The organism is Clostridium mobile (genome assembly GCF_018918285.1).
GTDB classification, from domain to species: Bacteria; Bacillota; Clostridia; order Clostridiales; family Clostridiaceae; genus Clostridium_AW; species Clostridium_AW mobile.
Map to the genome: position 1 here is coordinate 743175 of NZ_JAHLQF010000001.1, position 17870 is coordinate 761044.

Consider the following 17870-nt stretch of genomic DNA (forward strand, 5'->3'; position numbering starts at 1 on the left):
AAAGATAAAAATAAGAATTTTGTGTATATTCACACTATATTGAGGGGGATAGTTAATGAAAAATTATAGCGTATTTGATATTATAGGGCCAATTATGATAGGTCCATCTAGTTCACATACTGCTGGAGCTGCAAGACTAGCAAAGGTTGCAGCGGCTATATCTGGGGGTAAAGTTAAAAAAGTGGATTTTTATTTGCATGGTTCTTTTGCTAAAACTTATAAAGGTCATGGAACGGATAAAGCTCTAGTGGCAGGTATTTTAGGTATGGAGCCTTGGGACGAAAATTTGAAAGACTCCTTTAAAATAGCTAAAGATAAAGGAATAGAAATTAATTTTCACGAAATAGATTTAGATGATGTTCACCCAAATACAGTTAAATTTTTAATTACAAAAGAAGATGGAACCATATCCTCAATAATAGGTTCCTCGATTGGTGGCGGGAATATCATTATCTTTGATTTAGATGGACAACAGGTTGAATTTAGGGGGGATTATCCTACCCTAGTGACCAAGCACAAAGATATACCGGGGATTGTTTCTAAAATAACCACTTTATTATATGAAGAAAATATTAATATAGGAACCATAAAACTATATAGAAATAGTAAAGGCTTAGAAGCTACAATGGCTCTTGAAACAGATGAAATACTTTCTCAACCAATTATAAAAAAAATAAAATCTATCCCTGAAATAATAAATATTAAGATAATCAATCCTATTAAGGAAGGAGAGCTTTAGTATGTTTGTTAGCAGTGGTTTGGAATTAATTGATATATGTAAAGAAAAAAATATACCTATATGGAAATACGCCCTAGAAAGCGAAGCGGAAAATAGCGGTGAAAGTGAAGAAATAATATTTGAAAGAATGAAAAAAACTTTAAAAGTGATGTATGACTCTGCAACTCATGCCTTAGAGAATGCAGTTAAATCTGTCAGCGGATTGATTGGCGGAGATGCATATAAATTAAATAAATACGCAGAAAGCGGTAATACCCTCACTGGAGACTTTCTTGTAAAGGCAATGGCAAGAGCATTATCCTCTTCAGAGGTAAATGCCGCTATGGGAAGAATAGTTGCTTGTCCTACAGCAGGTTCTTGTGGAATATTACCTGCAGCTGTAATCTCTGCCGGCGAAAGGTTAAATAAATCTGAAGATGAAATGGTTAGAGCATTATTTACAGCTTCTGCCATAGGTGTAATTATTGCAAAAAATGCTACCTTAGCTGGAGCTGAAGGTGGATGCCAAGCAGAATGTGGTTCAGGGGCTGCTATGGCTGCTGCAGCTGTAGTTGAACTCATGGGTGGAGATGTGGAACAATCCTTAAATGCTGCTGCTATAGTAATTAAAAATATACTAGGTTTAGTATGCGACCCTGTAGCTGGACTTGTAGAAGTTCCTTGCGCCAAAAGGAATGTAGCTGGTGTGGTTAGTGCATTGGCTTTTGCAGATATGGCTATGGCTGGAGTTAAAAGTGTAATTCCTTTTGATGAAACTGTTTCAGCTATGTATAAAATAGGTAAGCAACTTCCTCCTGAACTTAGAGAAACAGCAGAAGGCGGATTAGCTACCACCCCAACAGGTCTTAGATTAAAAAATGAAATATTAAAATAAATATCTGCAAGATGAATTAAATAGAATTAAATTAAATCAAATAAGATTAAATAGGTTTAAAACATATTAAAAAACACTTACTAAGTAACTTTAGGAAGTGTTTTTATTATATTTATATGTTATACGCTGTATGTAATATACTGTATGTAATATACTGTATGTTATATTTCATGTTTTATATCTTATACTCTATATATTATTCCTTTTCTTATTACCATTGACAAAACTATTGATATAATAAGCTGTTTCCTCGTCTGGTTCTTTTTTAAAATTCTCTATATATTTTTCTATGACTTTATTAAACAGTATTTCATCTCCGGTAAATTCTCCAATAGTAATAAGTTCATCAAATAATTTCAAGGTCTCCTCTTTACTCTCCACTGGTCCGTGAGAAGGCAGATAATATTCTGTTTTTTTATCTTTTATTTTATGGATCATAGGGAAAAGTTTTTCCGTAGAATAACTCCATTCACCGCTATATAAATCTTCATATATGGCATCACCTAAAAACATAACTTTTTCTTCTGGAATATAGGCTATAGAGGAATCTTCTGAATGATCTCCTTTAATGTTTTCAATGACACAGCTTATCCCTCCTAGGTCTATTGTAATTTCATCTTTAAAGGTTATATCCACATCACCTATTATCAATTCATCTCTAAGTGGTGTTGGCAATTCAAGTTTTATCATACTACTACAAAACTCTATCTCTTCACCATCTTCCACCCTTTTATTTAGCGCCTCATCTCTCCAATCTAAAGTCTTCATTTCTACTATTTTTTCTTTTGTTTTTTCATGACATATAGTAATTAAATTCATAAAAGCTATTCCAAATACATGGTCCCAATGCCAATGAGTTATAAAAAGATATTTAAGAGGTGGAATATCCATTTTATTAACTTCTTTTAAAAACTCCTTAGCATGTTTTTCTGAGTTCCCCGAATCTATAACCATTGAATATTTATCCCCTATAACTAAACCTAGCAATGGTCTATCTGTTCTTTCCTCATTTGGCATATAATATATTCTATTTGTTAATTTCTTTAGCATGTATTTCACTCCCTGTACTGATGTTAAATTTATCTTTATTAAATTTGTAAAGTTATTATATATTTATTTTTATGAAATCCTTCCTAATAATGCTATAATAAAGATCCTCTCATATCAATAGTTAATTTTTTTTATAAGTTTTATAATTTCTTACTTAATATTTCACCAGGTAGACCATCGATTTCACAAACCTTTTCTGAAACAAATTCATTGTTTAATAGTATTTTTCTTGAAGCCTTATTATTTGGATCTATAATTGCAACTATCTTTTTTAAGGACTTCTCATTGATTGCTTTTTCAAGCATAAGTTTTGCAATTTCACTTCCATATCCTTTTCCGCAATATTCAGGTAGCAACATATAGCCTAACTCAGCTTCTTCTAAATTATTATCTTCAATTGCAAGTTTCGCCAATCCTATAAAATCCCCTGTTTCATAATGAAAAACCTTAAAGTTACCAAAAGATTTATGTTGTTCATTATTTTTTAGCAACAAATCATAGTATATTTTTGCTTCTTCTATGGGAATTGCTCTTTCTGTAATCATAGCCATTACTCCTTCGTCACTAACCAAACTATAATATTTTTCAAAATCGTGAGATGTAAACTTTTCTATATAAATCCTATACTTCATTTTTCTAACCCTCCACTTCTCTAATCTAAGATTGTATCAAGTGATTCTTAGCTTCAGGTGGAGTTTACTTAAAATGAATACTTACTCCAACTGAAGCTTAGAAGAACTTATCCAGGAACGTACCATCCGTTATGCACAGCATAAGAACTCTAAATCGGTGAAGCTCAAGAGTTCTAATATCTCTCACTTGTAGAAAAGCAGAGAACCAAAATCTTTGATTTTACGTGAATCGCTTTCACAGAGTGCAAGCAGAGAACTAAAATCTTTGATTTTATGTGAATCGCTTTCACAGAGTGCGATGGGAGTATTACGGATGGTAGTCATCGGATAAATCACTCTAACTTTATATCTTAAATATCTTAATAACATTAATTTCCTAATTATACCATAGCATTTATATTCTTATATATTATTATTAAATAAAATTAATAAAATTCTTCATAATTACATAACATAACTTTAGAATTTTTAAATTTAAAGGAGTGTTATATATGAGTGTTAAATCCTATTCTTTTAGAGATGAAGATGGTAATTTAGTAAAATACAATGTAAAGGAATTTCTTTCAGTAAATAAAAAAGACTATGTAGTAATGTCCCCTGAAAATAACATTTCTAATTTAGAAGTGTATAAATTTAGCATGCAAGACGGAAACGAATGTTTAGAACTAGTAGATAATGAGCAGGAATTATCCCAAGTAAAATCTGTTTCAAAGCTTATATAAGTTCTATATGGAAAAACAAGCATTATACACTCTCAAGCTAAGAGAGTGTATAATGCTTGTCCATTTTAGATATATAGCACATTTGTCTACAGTGCATTAGTTTATAATAAATTAATTTTCATCAATAATATACTATCTATAATATTCTGTAACTATTTTTCCAACAATATTATTAAACTCTATTCCATCACTGTTATCTATCAAATCCTTAGTTAAAACTACAATCACAATGTCCCCTTCTTTTGAAAAAAGTATTCCCGTATCATGTTCAACTCCTGGAAGGTCCCCTGTTTTATGTCCAAAAATAATTCCCTTTGGCATTAAAAGAGGAAGTTTATTATTACATTGTTGTTTTATTAGTATGTCCAATATAATATCTTGAGTATTAGAAGATAGTTCTGCTACCTTTGAGGAATTTAAATAAGACTCTAATATTATTAAAGTATCTTTAGCTGATGTATAATTATCTATTCCCCTCTTTTTAGCTTCCCCATCCATCATTTTTCTTCCAAGTACTGTATCCTTCATTCCTAAATCTTTCACAGTATTATTTATTGAATCCATATTTAAAATATCAATGAGCATGTTTGTGGCTACATTATCACTTAATATAATCATCAATGTGGCTAAGTCCTTTATGGTTACATTGAGTTCTGAATCTAAATCTTTTAATATTCCAAAGCCCCCTACTTTATCTTCATCTCTTATAGCCACTCTATCCTTAAGATTAATTTCCCCTCTTTCAACTCTTTTGAATAATTCCAATAAAATTGAAAGCTTTATAATACTTGCTGAAGGAAACACTTCTTCTTCATTATATTCAAAGTATTCTCCTGTATTTTTATTTTTGATTATTACTCCACAAGTACCTTTAAATTTTTCTATTTCATTTTTAATTTTATCTGTCATTTCATTAAAACTACTCACAGTAACCCCTCCTCTATGAGATTATCCTAAAATTTATAGAAGAAAGCAAAGGCTGCTACATACAATAAACTTATTATAGTTATTATTATTCCATTTTTCACTAAAGATTTTAAATCCTTAGATCTAGCAAGTCCCATTTGTCCTACCATGTCACCAGTTGGGTATGCAAAGGATGTTATTTGAGAACCTACTAATAATACTATAGCCCAAAGAGTCATTGGGAAATTGAATTGTTGTAGTATTGGTAAAAACATCTCATGCATAACTGTTTCTTGAGCAACAGCAGCACCTGAAACTCCAAATATTCCAATTAAAGTACTTACTATCATAAACATTCCTGGTCCACCTGCATTTATAAGTGGCTTTATAAGTTCTGCTATAGCATCAAAAGCCCCTGACTTAGTTACAAAGTTTAAGAATGGATCATAAAGTACAAATAGTATAAATATCCAGTACATCTTTGAACTACCTTTAATAATAGCTTTTAAACTATCCTCTGGCTTAAATCCTGCTACATGTCCAACTATAAGGGATGTTAAGGTAATAACTACAATAACATAGGAAGCGCCAGCTTTATTTATAATTCCATATACCATAGAAATCAACATAACTACTAAAAAAGTAATTGTAGCCTTTTTAGACTTTTCATTTTGAACAAAATTACTTTCATCCACAATATCTTCTTTACCATAGCTTTCAATGCCTTCATATTTTGCCTGTGTTTTTAAGGATACAAAATAAGTTGTTACTAAAACAATTATTGCTAGTGGAATACCTGCGTATAACATATATTTACCATAACTTAATCCTGCTAATCCCATTGTAGTAACTACAGGTGGAGCAAAAGGTCCAATAAATAGCCCAGCTGCACCAGCACCGTGCAATAAAACCCCTAGAGCATTTGGTGTAATCCCAAAGCTTGCAACTATAGGAATGATAATAGGAGCCAGTATGGCATTTCCTCCTGCCATGGAACCAAGTAAGGCAACTACTAAAAATGATGATACCATACTAGCAATAATAACCTGCTTTTTACTCTTAACTCCAGTTTTTGTCATTACAAAATGAACTAAGTTTTGCGCTACTCCAGTTTGAGTTAATAGTTCTCCTAGTCCAGCACCTAAAAGGATTACAAAACCTATTAAGCCTAAAAAAGAACCTAATCCTTGAGCAATTGCATTACCAAAGTCTATAGGAGTTTGTCCAGTTAAAACCCCTCCTAATACTACGCTCAAAAGTACAACCCATAGCATGTCCTTTCCTTTAAAGGAAACTATAATGTAGAAAATTAATGGTAATAGTCCTAGAATTTTAGGTAGTCCAAATATCATAATAAATCCTCCTTTGTTATAATTTATAATCTAAAATTTATATAAAATTAAATTTTAAACATATATATCATTTTCAAAGCAATTCTTCTCTTTTTCATCCATTTTAGCTAAGGTTTTCTCTTGATTCTTTGCTCCCACTGCAGTAACAAGAGCATTTAAAGCAGTCATAGCAGCCACATAAGAATAAGTAGATGAACTATTTTTTAGAATTAAAACGCAATTTCCTTTTACTGCAACAGGTGAACTATGGCTATCAGTAACCACCACTATTTTACATCCTTTATTTTTAAAGAAATTTGTCACATCTGAAGTGAATTTAGTGTATCTAGAAAAACTAATGGATATTAAAACATCTTCACTATCAATGGTGGATATTTTGTCGTATACATCCATTTGTCCTGGGGAAAGTAGAACTATATTATCCATAAACCTACTCAACATAAAATAAAGATAAAATGCTACAGTAAATGTGGATCTAGTTCCAACTATGTATATTCTCTTACCTTTACTTACCAACTCTACAGCCTTTTGAAAATCTATTTTCAAATTTTCTGAATACATGCTTTGAAGAGTAGCTATGTTTAGCTCTATAGTCTTTTGTAATATATCTTCTTCATCTCTTAAATCAGAGATAGATTTTTTTATTTCTTTCATCGGGGTAATATCTTTTTGTATTAATGATTGCAAAGCTTTTTGAAATTCTGCATATCCAGCGTAACCTAATTCTCTACAAAATCTTGTTATACTTGAATTACTCACACCCATGCTATCTCCTAGCTCTTGGATAGATAGAAACACAATATCTGAGTAATTTTCCTTAATATAATCAGCTATTAATTTATAAGTTTTTGTGAAACCTGAATACTTTTTTTCAACTATATTAAAAACATTATCTTCCATAGGATATCCTCTCCTTACATTTCCGAAAATATATTTTCTTTTTTTAAATATTTTAACACATTATTTTCATTTTGTCAGTAAATTTAAAAATATTTTTACTAATTCTTTGTTTTTTGAAAATATTTTTTCATTAATTAAAAATTTGTGATATAATTAATTTAGATATTACTTATATATTGTTACAAAGGAGGGAAAAATATGTTTGACATAGTAATAAAAAATGCCCTTATTGTAGATGGAAGTGGCAATAAGCCTTTCAAAGGATCCATAGGAATTGAAAAGGATGTAATCAAAAAAATTTGTAGAGAAGATTCTACTTTAGAGGGTAAGGTAACAATAGATGCTAAAGGAAATATACTATCTCCTGGATTTATAGATATGCACTCTCATTCAGACAGTTCATTTTTAATCTATAAAGATCTTGAAAGTAAAATATTCCAAGGTATTACCACAGAGCTTGTAGGTAGCTGTGGTATATCCTTAGTTCCTAACAACGATTCTATAAAGAAAGATTTAATGAATTATTGTAGCTCCCTATGCTACAATACAGATTTAATAAATTTAAATTTCTCTACTTTAAATGAATACGTAAAAAGAGTAAATGAAAATGGACCTTCAATAAACAACCTTCCTCAAATTGGTCATGGAACTTTACGAATGACCGTAATGGGCTTTGAAAACAGAAGGCCTACTGATGATGAGTTAAATGAAATGAAATATTTATTAGAAAGAGAATTAAAATCTGGAGCTTGGGGAATGTCTCTAGGATTAGTTTATCCACCAGGAAGCTTTTCAGAAAAAGAGGAGCTAGTAGAATTGGCCAAGGTATTAAAAAAACATGATGCCATATTAACTGTTCATATGCGTGGTGAAGGTGACACAGTTTTTGAATCTGTAAAAGAAATGATAGATATAGCTAGAGAAAGTAATGTTCATTGTCATATTTCACACTTAAAACTTATGGGAAGAAATCAATGGGGACGTGGAAAAGAAATTATTGATCTAATCAATGAGGCTATTAAAGAAGGACTTGATATTTCTTGTGATCAATATCCCTATACGGCATCTTGTACTTCACTCTATCCAATCATCCCAAAAGATGCTCAAGAGGGTGGAATAAAAACTATAAAGAATACTTTTAACAGCCCTAAATGGGAAAGCATTGCCGCTAAAATAGAAGAAAATATATATTCTCGTGGAGGCGGTGATAAAATAGTAGTTTCTTCTGCAAAAGGAACGGATGAAAATTATGGAGGATTAAGTTTACTAGAAATATCAAATAAGCTTAACATCTCCTTAGCTGAAGTGGTTAAAAAATTACTTTTAGAAACAGAAGGTTCCGCTGTGGTAACTTACTATAGCATGAATGAAGATGATGTAGAGTATATAATGAAGCAAGAAAATATTACTGTTGGAAGTGATGGAGCTGCCATAGGATTCAATGATTTTAGATTCGGTACTCCTCATCCAAGAAATTTTGGAACATTTCCTAGATACATTAAGATATCTTTAAGTAAAAATTTATTACCTCTAGAAAAGATAATTTATAAAATAACAGGACTTCCTGCTAAATTATTAGGACTTAATGATAGGGGCATCATAGAGGCAGGTAAAATAGCTGATTTAGTTATACTAAATTTAGACAATATTGAGGATACAGCTACCTTTACTCAGCCTTTTGCTAAGCCTAAAGGTATAGAGTATGTTTTAGTAAGTGGAAAAATGGCTATTGAAAATAATATTCAAAATAAAGTTTATAATGGTAAAGTATTGTTAAAAACAAAAAATCATCATTAATCATAGTGGATTTTAATATTTTATGATATAATACAGTTACGTAATTACTTATATGAATTTAATGGAACAAAGTCAACAGGGTTTTATTTGTTGGATTTGTTCCATTTATATTTTTACTATAGGATAACAATATTCTGCAAAAGTACAAGCCTTATCTTTATAGAATATTACATTTTATAGCTGCCATATAAATATATTATAAATATGTTTTAAATTTACACCTGTATTATATTTTAAATTAGAAATTCGAGATTCTGTAATCGAGGTGATGGTATTATGATAAATAATTTAAAATATTTTTTTAGAGGAACACCCGATAACTACAGCTTTCCAATAATGAGTACAATGCATCTTGTAATACTTTTAGTTGCATTATTAGGAACACTTCTTATCATAAAAAATAAAGATAGCTTTAAAGATTCTAGACTTGATAAATATTTTAAAATTACAGTAGTTTCAGTATTATCAGTTCAGCAAATATCTTTATATTTATGGTATGCTTTTTCTGGATATTTTACTATTAAAGAAAGTCTGCCTCTTTATAACTGTAGAATAGCCATTATATTTACAATTTTAGCTTTTGTAACAAATAAGAATATATTTAAGAATGTTTCTTGTTATTGGGGATTAATAGGTTCAATCTTTGCATTATTATTCCCCTCTACAGATCCTTTTAATTTCCCACATTATACTTTGCTATCTTTTTTTATAGGTCATATTGTTATGTTGTGGGCTTCAATATACCTTTTATATGTTGAAAAATATCCTATAACCAAAAAAAGTTTGCACTCTATTTTAATATTTACAAATGTATATAATGTACTTATATATAAATTCAACATAATCTTTAGTGCTAACTATGGTTATTTAAACGCACCACCATTTAATGTAGATTTACTTTTAAATATGAAACCATTTGCCTATACTATTTTGGCAGCTTCTGTATTCAATGTGTCCATGATTTTATTTTATATTACAGTAAAGCATATATATAAAAATTCTTCTATAGAAATAAATGAAATTAATTTTACATATTGTTAAAATTAATTTCAGCAAAAACAATGGAAGTGTATCAATGTAAATTCTGCTACACTTCCATTTATTATTTTTTCAACTTATTACTTTTTCAACGCAGCACTTTCACCTGCAATTTTACCGAATACTGTTATATCCGCTAATGCATTTCCTCCTAAACGGTTGCTACCGTGTATACCGCCTGTAACCTCACCAGCTGCATATAGACCTGGAATTACATTACCTTTTTTGTCTAAAGCTTGTGCATTTTCATTAATTTCTATTCCGCCCATTGTATGGTGAACTGTAGGTACACGTGCACCTGCATAGAATGGAGCAGTATCAATTTTATCAGCAAATAGTGTTCTGCCAAATTTATCTTTTCCACCTTTTTCTACTGCCTTATTAAATTCATCTACTGCTTTAACAAAGTTAGCAGGATCTACGCCAATTTGTTTTGCTAAGTCCTCAAGGGTATCAGCTTTGTAAGCTCTTCCTTGTTCAACAAGCTCATCTATAGATTCATTGAAATTATTCTTTGTATCTCCTGTTGGATAGGAATGTTTATCAACAATTACCCACATAGAGGCATCCTTTTGCTCCATTAATGCCTTAGTCATAACGTCCCTACGAGCACCTTCATCAACAAAACGATTACCATCTTTATTTACAAAAATACGATTTTCAACGCCCTGCTCAATGTTTCCGCTAAGGCTTCCTGTTTTAGGATCTCCCATTGGAAGTAATTGAATATTATCTAATCCAATAAGATTTGCTCCAACTTTTTCTGCCATAACTAATCCATCACCTGTTGCACCAGGATGATTAGTTGTTTTGATTTCAGTAAGTTTAGGCCAATTTTTGTTGTATTTATCTCTCATCTCAACATTTGCTCCAAAACCACCTGTTGCTATAACTACACCATTATTAGCTTTAACTATTACATCTCCATCTACACCTTTAGCTTTTACTCCTACCACTTTATTGCCATCCAATAAAAGCTCTGTAGCTTCAGTGTCCATAAGAATTTCTACACCTTCATTTTCATTAATATATTTAAGATAAGTATCTGAAAATCCTGTTCCTAAAGCCGTAGAAGGTTTGTGAGCTCTTGGCCACATTCCACCTAAAACTGTAAAAACTTTGTCATCAAACTTCATTCCTAGCTTTTCAAGCCATTCAATAGAAGGATATGCATTTTCTACAAGAACTTTGATAAGTTCAGGTTTACCAAGCTTGTCTCCACCTTCAAATGTTTGAGTATAATGTTTATCTACGGAATCTTCTATTCCCTGTGCTTTCTGTCTTTTAGGGTCAACTGCATTATATGCACCACCGGAGAGTATAGTATTTCCTCCAAGTCTTGGCATTTTTTCTAATACGATGGCTTTAGCACCATTTTGATGTGCAGATACAGCTGCTGCAAGACCTGCGCCACCCCCACCGATAACTACAACATCAGTGGTATATTCCTTAGTTTCACCTTTAGCTTTTGGATCTTTCTCCTTTTTAACATTAAGGGCTTCGATGTTTCCATCTGCTGACTTAATTGCCTCAGTAACCGCTGCAAGGATTGCCTTACTTGTAATTGTTGCACCTGATATAGCATCAACTGCTAAAGTTTGTCCATCAACTATTGCTTTAGGAATTCTCTCAATTGCTGGATCGGATATACCTGGGCTCTCTTTATGATCAAGAATCTTTACACTTTTGATTGAAGTATCATCAACGGTTACCTCAACTTTTATATCAGCATTATGTCCAGTTTTAGAAGCTGTATAGGTACCTGCTTTAAATGATAGTGCTTCTGTCCCTGTAGGTTTGGATTTACAACCAACTGTAGATATTGCTAATGTTAAACACATAAAAGTAGAAATCATTTTTTTAGTTAATGTTAATTTTTTCACCATTTTCTCCCCTTTGAAATCTCTATTTTTACTAATAATTATATGTTTTACTATGTATTATTCATGTTCTACTCATTATATTTTTATATTTTTCCCTTATTTGGCGCCTTTAACAATTATGAATTAATTCACTGAACGAGTTCATTATACTTTAATTGTTAATAGTATGTCAATACAATATTTTCTATTTTTGTAACACAGATTTTTTATTGGTAAATCATCGTAATTTTCTTCATTTTACTTAAAATAGATTATTTGCTATACTCTATTGTGAAATTAATAAAAATAGGAGAGATTTCATGGTCAAAAATAAATTAACAAAAAGGCAAATCCAGGCGCAGAATACTCAAGATAAAGTATATCGCACTGCCGTGGAGTTGATAGAGAAGAAAGGATTTGAAAATATTACTGTAGATGAAATATGCAAAACAGCTGGTGTATCAGTGGGATCTTTTTATAATTGTTTTAAATCAAAGAATGATATTCTTGATGAAGTATATAGAGTGGCAGACGATTATTTCTTAAATGTTGTGGCTAATGATTTGAAGGAAGGCAGTACTCATAATAGGATAATTGCATTCTTTCGTTACTATGCAGATTATAATGTAAATAGAGGTCTTGATTTTATAAAGCAGCTATACAACGTTCATAATAGATTATTTATAACTAAAGGAAGACATATGCAAACTGTATTACAAAACATTATCGAAGAGGGGCAAAAAACTGGAGAAATATCCACGGATATGACCCCCATAGAAATAGTAGAATATTTATTTATTGCTGTAAGAGGAGTAGTTTATGACTGGTGCCTACATAACGGCGAATATGATCTTGTTGAATTCGTTGATAATTATGTAAGACGTTTAGTTAAGGTAGTAAATGGTTAGTAAAATCATTGCACTCCAATTATTTACTGTATTATAATGTAAATATATACTCATTATGGAGGTCGCATCATGAATTTAACCAAATTGGGTCAAAGTTTATTTAGCAAAACTTATAAAGTGAAACTTAGTTCAGATGAGGTTTTAAGCCCATCTGAACTGATTTTTATTTTACAACTAATTTAAACTATTTATCCTTACAGATCTCACCCTAATGTTATAGTTATTTTTGTCCCTTTTTTTGGTGCACTGCTCACAGAAATTTCCCCTTTATGTGCGTAAATTAATTGTTGTGCTATTGCCATTCCTAGCCCAGTTCCTTTAACATCAGAACTACTATCTGTTCCCCTATAATATCTTTCAAATAAATGACGTTGGGTTCTACTATCCATTCCAATCCCATCATCCTGAATTATAATTTGAAAATTAGAAACATTTTTATCTAAGCTTTTATTATCAAAAGAGCATACTTTAAGTTCTACAGTTGTTTTCTCAGGATTATGCATTACAGCATTTACAAGCAAATTATCTATAGCTCGTTTAAACAACTTTTTATCTACTGGGTAAAATAATTCCTCATCATTGCTATAAAAATTTAAATATTGTTTTTTCCCTTTAGATGTATTTGTGATATCAATCATGCACTCTCTAAGTAACTCTATAACATCTTCATTGTTTTTATTAATAGGTAAATCATTGTTTTTTAATCGAAAAATCAGGTTAAAATCATTTACTAGTTCTTCTATGTAGCAACTTCTGTCTTGAATTATAGATACAAATTGACTAACTTCTTTCTCATTCCATACTAAAGTATCTGTGGCTAATAAATCTGCATATCCTTTTAGAACAGACAAAGGAGTTTTTATATCATGAGAAACTGAAGTAATCCATTCTTCTCTTAATTTATCCAACTCTTTTCTCTCTTTTTCATTTTCTCTTAACTTTAAAGTAAGTTGATTGAGAGCAAATATAACCTCTTTGTATATTATATATGGCCTTTTAATCTTTCCATTTTTATTTTCATATATTGGTGTAATATTATTTGTATTTTCTTCTAAATAAGCTCCCTTTGATAATTGTTGCAACCAAAAAAGAATGTAAGCAAGAGGCTTACCTATCCACTTACTGAAAAGCATAGAAGCAAATATAGCAGCTAAAATCATACCTAAAATAATTAGAATTAGCTCTAATTTGTCTTTAGTAAAATTATGTTGTCCAACTATCCAAGTTAACTTTTGCCCCTGTATATTCTTAAATCCAGTAAAAATCATATACTCATTTTTAGCGTTATTGTTTTTTTCTAATATTAATTCTCCTGGAGCATATTGTATTTGAAAATCTTTAGGTCGATTAAATTGAAAAATTTCATAACCTTCTGCGTTAAGGATTTGTAACCACATATCTTCTTGATTTATCTTATCTAAAATATTCTGCTTAACTATTACCTTTTCGTTTTGTATAATTGTATTTTCTATGATTGTTGAAACAAAAACTTCCGATATGGGATTATTTTCATGTTTTAATAGAAGATTGAATAAAGATAATGGAGATAAAAAAACAAAATAGCTTAATAATAATAAAATAATAGTTCTCGGTAAAAAGTAAGCTGTTAATCTTCTCTGATTATTCAATTAATTACCTCAGTATTCTCAGGTTGAAGTTTATATCCTAATCCCCTAACAGTTATTATATATTGTGGGTTACTTGGATCTATCTCTATCTTTTGTCTTAAACGCCTAATGTGAACCATTACTGTACTTTCATCCCCAAAACTATCATTCCAAACTCTTCTATAAAGTTGTTTTTTACTAAATACTATATCAGGATTTTGGCATAAAAATACAAGAAGTTGAAATTCTCTGGCTGGACACTCTACTTGTTCTCCATTCACAATAAGTTTGCCAGATTCCGCATAAACTTGAAATCTATTAAAATTGTGAACTGTTTTTTCAATAGAAATATTCTCCAGAATATGTTTTCTATTTAATTGTGCTTTAACTCTTGCTACTACTTTTAGAGGATTAAATGGTTTTTTAATATAATCATCTCCTCCAAAAGCAAAGCCTGATAGTTCATCAAGATCTGTAATTTTTGCAGTTAAAAATAATATGGGTACATTTGTAATTTCACGCAATTGCCTGCATAAAATAAAACCATCGCAATCTGGTAACATTACATCGAGTAAAATCAAATCTATATTTATTTTCTTACATATTTGAATAGCTTCTTGTCCATTATTAGCAGTATAAATATTATGAAACTGTTCTTTATTAAATGTAATTTTTAATAAATCAATTATGTACTTATCATCATCTACAAATAATAACTTAGCTCCTAAAATTTCATCAATTATAGTAATCACCCCCTATATAGTATTAATATTATACCAAATAATAAAATTTTGATAAGAATCTAAAGGAAAAGTTAATGCTCTGTTAATATTGTATTTAGCCCATATTTAGGTTTAAAGCCTTATCAGACCCTAAACTACATGAAAACGCTCATATTAACTTGATTCTTATATTATTTATAAGAAATTTAAGTTTAGTAAGATTTTAGATAAGGTTAAACCTCTGTTTTACATAGGTGTGCTAAAATAATCCTTGAGGTGATTGATATGGAAAAGGTTGTTGTTAAGACTACAAATTTAACTCGTAAATATGGAAAAAAAACTTCTGTAAATAAAATTAATCTCTCCATTAATAAAGGGGAAATCTATGGCTTTTTAGGTCCTAATGGAGCTGGTAAAAGCACCACTATAAAAATGCTTCTAGGTCTAGTTCGTCCAACTCATGGAGAAATAAAAATATTTGGTGAAAACTTTAAAGAAAACAGATTAAACATATTAAAAAAAATTGGTTCCCTGGTTGAATATCCATCTTATTATGGTCATTTAACTGGATATGAAAATCTAGAAGCTGTTAGACGTCTTATAAATGCTCCACAAAATAGAATAGATGAAGTATTAAATATTGTTAGGCTTACTAAGGAATCACACCGTCTTACTAAGGAGTATTCTTTGGGAATGAAGCAAAGATTGGGCATTGCTACATCACTCCTTAATCAGCCAGAACTTCTAATTTTAGATGAACCTACTAATGGATTAGATCCTGCTGGGATTCAAGAAATTAGAGAGTTAATTAAGGAATTCCCTAAAAAATATGGTATGACTGTAATTGTCTCAAGCCATCTATTAAGTGAAATTGACCAAATAGCAACACAGGTAGGGATTATTAATAATGGTAATTTAATATTTCAAGATTCTATAAATACATTGCGAAATAGAGGCCATTCCCAATTAAAAATTCAAGTTGATAATATTGATAAAGCATCTGACCTACTTAATAAATTAGGAGCTAGGGGACATTTAGAAAATAATTGTATATGGTTACCTAACTACAACTGTTCTGTTGCCGCTAAAATAAACAGACTATTTATTAACAACGGAATATCCGTATATAAATTGGAAGAGGTAAAACAATCATTAGAAAACATCTTTTTAGAGTTGATAGGAAAGGGGATTAGCCTATAATGTATAATACCATTAATTCGGACAAATTAAAGTTAAAAGGTATGTCATTATTTTGGATAAGCATATCATTACCATTAATGATTTTTGTTTATGAATCACTTAATTTCTTTTTTAGAGTTGAATATATAGAAAAGATGACCGAAATGTTTAACGCTAATTCATTATGGGATTATTTAATTTTTGATAATAGCCTTTTACTTGGTTTAGGTGTTCCCTTAAGTATTACTATTATAGCTTCTGCTCTTTGTAATATTGAACATCAATCAAATTGCTGGAAACAAATACTTTCTTTACCCATTCCTAAAACAAATATTTATTTAGGAAAATTATCATGGTTGATGATTAGTCTTTTTATTTCATCTATAGCTCTGACAATAGGTATGTTGCTAATAGGTTTTATCTTTAATTTTAAAGGTAATATTCCTTGGAAGTCACTATTAGGGGATAGTATATTAGTTTATATTACCTCTTTTCCAATAATAACTCTGCAACTTTGGTTATCAATGACTATAAAAAACCAGGCCTTCCCTATTGCCGCAGGTGCTATTTCTAGTATGATGGGACTATTTTTTGCAATGAATAAAAATCTACGTTGGTTATTTTGGGCTTATCCTACACAAGCTTCAACTATTATGCTTGGTGAAAAAGGATTAACACACAACCCTGATTTAAGGATTTTTATTATAGGTAGTCTTGTTATTGGATGTATTTTTTTAATAACAGGTACACTACATTTTAAACATAAAGATATGTAAAAGGAGGATGACATGCTAAGTAATATTTTCTCATCAGAAATATTAAAAATTCGCAGATTGCGAGTATGGATAGTAATTATTTTAGGATCAATTATTGCAGTAGTTTTAGCTCTTACAAATTTCTTTAACAACTATGATATTTTTATGCAGCCAGGAGATAATCCTTGGTTAGAGGCGTGGACACAAGTAGATATTTTTATGGGATCTTTTATACTTCCTATACTATCTGGCATATATACAGCATTAGTTTGTAGAACAGAACATATAGGTGGAGGATGGAAACAAATTTTATCACTGCCAATCTCACGTTCAAAAACATATATATGTAAGTTTTTATTGTCAGCTTCTCTTATGGCAATAACTCAATTTATATTATTAACTCTATTTTTGATTTTAGGCCATTTAACAGGGATAAAATCTGATATTCCTTGGCTTACCCTGGTAGTCTTTGGTTTTAGAGGGTGGTTAGCTTCTTTTCCTTTGATAGCAATACAATTGATATTTTCTTTTCATTGGGACAATTTTGGAATTCCCATTGCTGTGAACATAGTTTTTACATTACCATCTCTATTTATAGTAAATACTAAATTAGGACAATTTTATCCTTGGGCCCAACCTATGTTGGCAATGTCACCACCTGATGAATCTCCTATATCTTCAATACCTGTATTTTACTTAATGCTTCTTATAACATTTGCATTATCCATGTTAATAGGCATCAGAAATTTTAACAGGAAAGATATCTGAAGATAATCTAAATATATGCTCTAAATATTAAATATCAATTTAGATAAAATAACTGAATT

Annotated in this window: 17 protein-coding genes; 9 read left to right on the forward strand and 8 right to left on the reverse strand. The window is 30.4% G+C overall.

Annotated features, from left to right (window positions below; all coding sequences use genetic code 11):
• Window positions 1-55 precede the first annotated feature (55 nt).
• Together sdaAB and sdaAA are read left to right on the forward strand one after the other, a co-directional pair.
• A complete protein-coding gene (gene sdaAB / locus KQI86_RS03650) occupies window positions 56-739 on the forward strand; it encodes an L-serine ammonia-lyase, iron-sulfur-dependent subunit beta (protein ID WP_216437791.1) in 684 nt (227 codons plus the stop codon).
• Between the two features lies 1 nt (window position 740).
• Complete coding sequence (sdaAA, locus tag KQI86_RS03655; protein WP_216437792.1) at window positions 741-1613, forward strand: L-serine ammonia-lyase, iron-sulfur-dependent, subunit alpha; 873 nt, start codon at window positions 741-743, stop codon at window positions 1611-1613.
• A 189-nt stretch (window positions 1614-1802) separates the two neighbouring features.
• On the opposite strand, the gene KQI86_RS03660 is transcribed toward sdaAA, so the two are convergent.
• A complete protein-coding gene (locus tag KQI86_RS03660; RefSeq protein WP_216437793.1) occupies window positions 1803-2663 on the reverse strand; it encodes an MBL fold metallo-hydrolase in 861 nt (286 codons plus the stop codon).
• A gap of 140 nt (window positions 2664-2803) precedes the next feature.
• Window positions 2804-3295, reverse strand: a complete 492-nt coding sequence (locus KQI86_RS03665; RefSeq protein ID WP_216437794.1) for a GNAT family N-acetyltransferase — start codon at window positions 3293-3295, stop codon at window positions 2804-2806.
• A 491-nt stretch (window positions 3296-3786) separates the two neighbouring features.
• Between KQI86_RS03665 and KQI86_RS03670 the strand changes: the two genes are divergently transcribed.
• Window positions 3787-4017, forward strand: coding sequence for a DUF1292 domain-containing protein (locus tag KQI86_RS03670; protein ID WP_216437795.1), 231 nt, complete (start codon window positions 3787-3789; stop codon window positions 4015-4017).
• 132 nt (window positions 4018-4149) lie between these two features.
• Here KQI86_RS03670 and KQI86_RS03675 read toward each other — a convergent pair whose 3' ends face one another.
• Genes KQI86_RS03675 through KQI86_RS03685 form a run of 3 tightly spaced genes read right to left on the reverse strand, consistent with a single transcriptional unit; the run spans window position 4150 to window position 7175 of the window.
• A complete protein-coding gene (locus KQI86_RS03675) occupies window positions 4150-4944 on the reverse strand; it encodes a serine hydrolase (RefSeq protein WP_343216133.1) in 795 nt (264 codons plus the stop codon).
• A 26-nt stretch (window positions 4945-4970) separates the two neighbouring features.
• A complete protein-coding gene (locus KQI86_RS03680) occupies window positions 4971-6275 on the reverse strand; it encodes a GntT/GntP/DsdX family permease (RefSeq protein ID WP_216437796.1) in 1305 nt (434 codons plus the stop codon).
• Window positions 6276-6329: 54 nt separating this feature from the next.
• Window positions 6330-7175 carry a MurR/RpiR family transcriptional regulator gene (locus KQI86_RS03685; RefSeq protein WP_216437797.1) on the reverse strand — a complete coding sequence of 282 codons (846 nt, stop codon included), beginning with the start codon at window positions 7173-7175 and terminating at the stop codon, window positions 6330-6332.
• Window positions 7176-7373: 198 nt separating this feature from the next.
• Between KQI86_RS03685 and KQI86_RS03690 the strand changes: the two genes are divergently transcribed.
• Together KQI86_RS03690 and KQI86_RS03695 are read left to right on the forward strand one after the other, a co-directional pair.
• Complete coding sequence (locus KQI86_RS03690; RefSeq protein ID WP_216437798.1) at window positions 7374-8972, forward strand: N-acyl-D-amino-acid deacylase family protein; 1599 nt, start codon at window positions 7374-7376, stop codon at window positions 8970-8972.
• Between the two features lie 276 nt (window positions 8973-9248).
• On the forward strand, window positions 9249-10013 hold the full coding sequence (locus tag KQI86_RS03695) for a YwaF family protein (RefSeq protein WP_216437799.1): 765 nt from the start codon (window positions 9249-9251) through the stop codon (window positions 10011-10013).
• 77 nt (window positions 10014-10090) lie between these two features.
• Here the strand turns inward: KQI86_RS03695 and KQI86_RS03700 are convergent, their stop codons facing one another.
• A complete protein-coding gene (locus KQI86_RS03700; RefSeq protein ID WP_343216134.1) occupies window positions 10091-11893 on the reverse strand; it encodes a flavocytochrome c in 1803 nt (600 codons plus the stop codon).
• A gap of 299 nt (window positions 11894-12192) precedes the next feature.
• Here KQI86_RS03700 and KQI86_RS03705 point away from each other — a divergent pair, with 299 nt between their 5' ends.
• A complete protein-coding gene (locus KQI86_RS03705; protein ID WP_216437801.1) occupies window positions 12193-12780 on the forward strand; it encodes a TetR/AcrR family transcriptional regulator in 588 nt (195 codons plus the stop codon).
• A gap of 203 nt (window positions 12781-12983) precedes the next feature.
• On the opposite strand, the gene KQI86_RS03710 is transcribed toward KQI86_RS03705, so the two are convergent.
• Complete coding sequence (locus KQI86_RS03710; protein WP_216437802.1) at window positions 12984-14408, reverse strand: sensor histidine kinase; 1425 nt, start codon at window positions 14406-14408, stop codon at window positions 12984-12986.
• Window positions 14405-15139 (reverse strand): response regulator transcription factor, encoded by a 735-nt coding sequence (locus tag KQI86_RS20480; protein ID WP_343216135.1) that lies wholly within the window; start codon window positions 15137-15139, stop codon window positions 14405-14407. The genes KQI86_RS03710 and KQI86_RS20480 overlap by 4 nt, the downstream gene beginning before the upstream one ends.
• A gap of 255 nt (window positions 15140-15394) precedes the next feature.
• Between KQI86_RS20480 and KQI86_RS03720 the strand changes: the two genes are divergently transcribed.
• Genes KQI86_RS03720 through KQI86_RS03730 form a run of 3 tightly spaced genes read left to right on the forward strand, consistent with a single transcriptional unit; the run spans window position 15395 to window position 17811 of the window.
• Complete coding sequence (locus tag KQI86_RS03720; RefSeq protein ID WP_216437803.1) at window positions 15395-16309, forward strand: ABC transporter ATP-binding protein; 915 nt, start codon at window positions 15395-15397, stop codon at window positions 16307-16309.
• Window positions 16309-17064, forward strand: a complete 756-nt coding sequence (locus tag KQI86_RS03725; RefSeq protein WP_216437804.1) for an ABC transporter permease — start codon at window positions 16309-16311, stop codon at window positions 17062-17064. Before KQI86_RS03720 ends, KQI86_RS03725 begins: the two co-directional genes overlap by 1 nt.
• Window positions 17065-17076: 12 nt before the next feature.
• Window positions 17077-17811, forward strand: a complete 735-nt coding sequence (locus tag KQI86_RS03730; protein WP_216437805.1) for an ABC transporter permease — start codon at window positions 17077-17079, stop codon at window positions 17809-17811.
• Window positions 17812-17870: the final 59 nt, after the last annotated feature.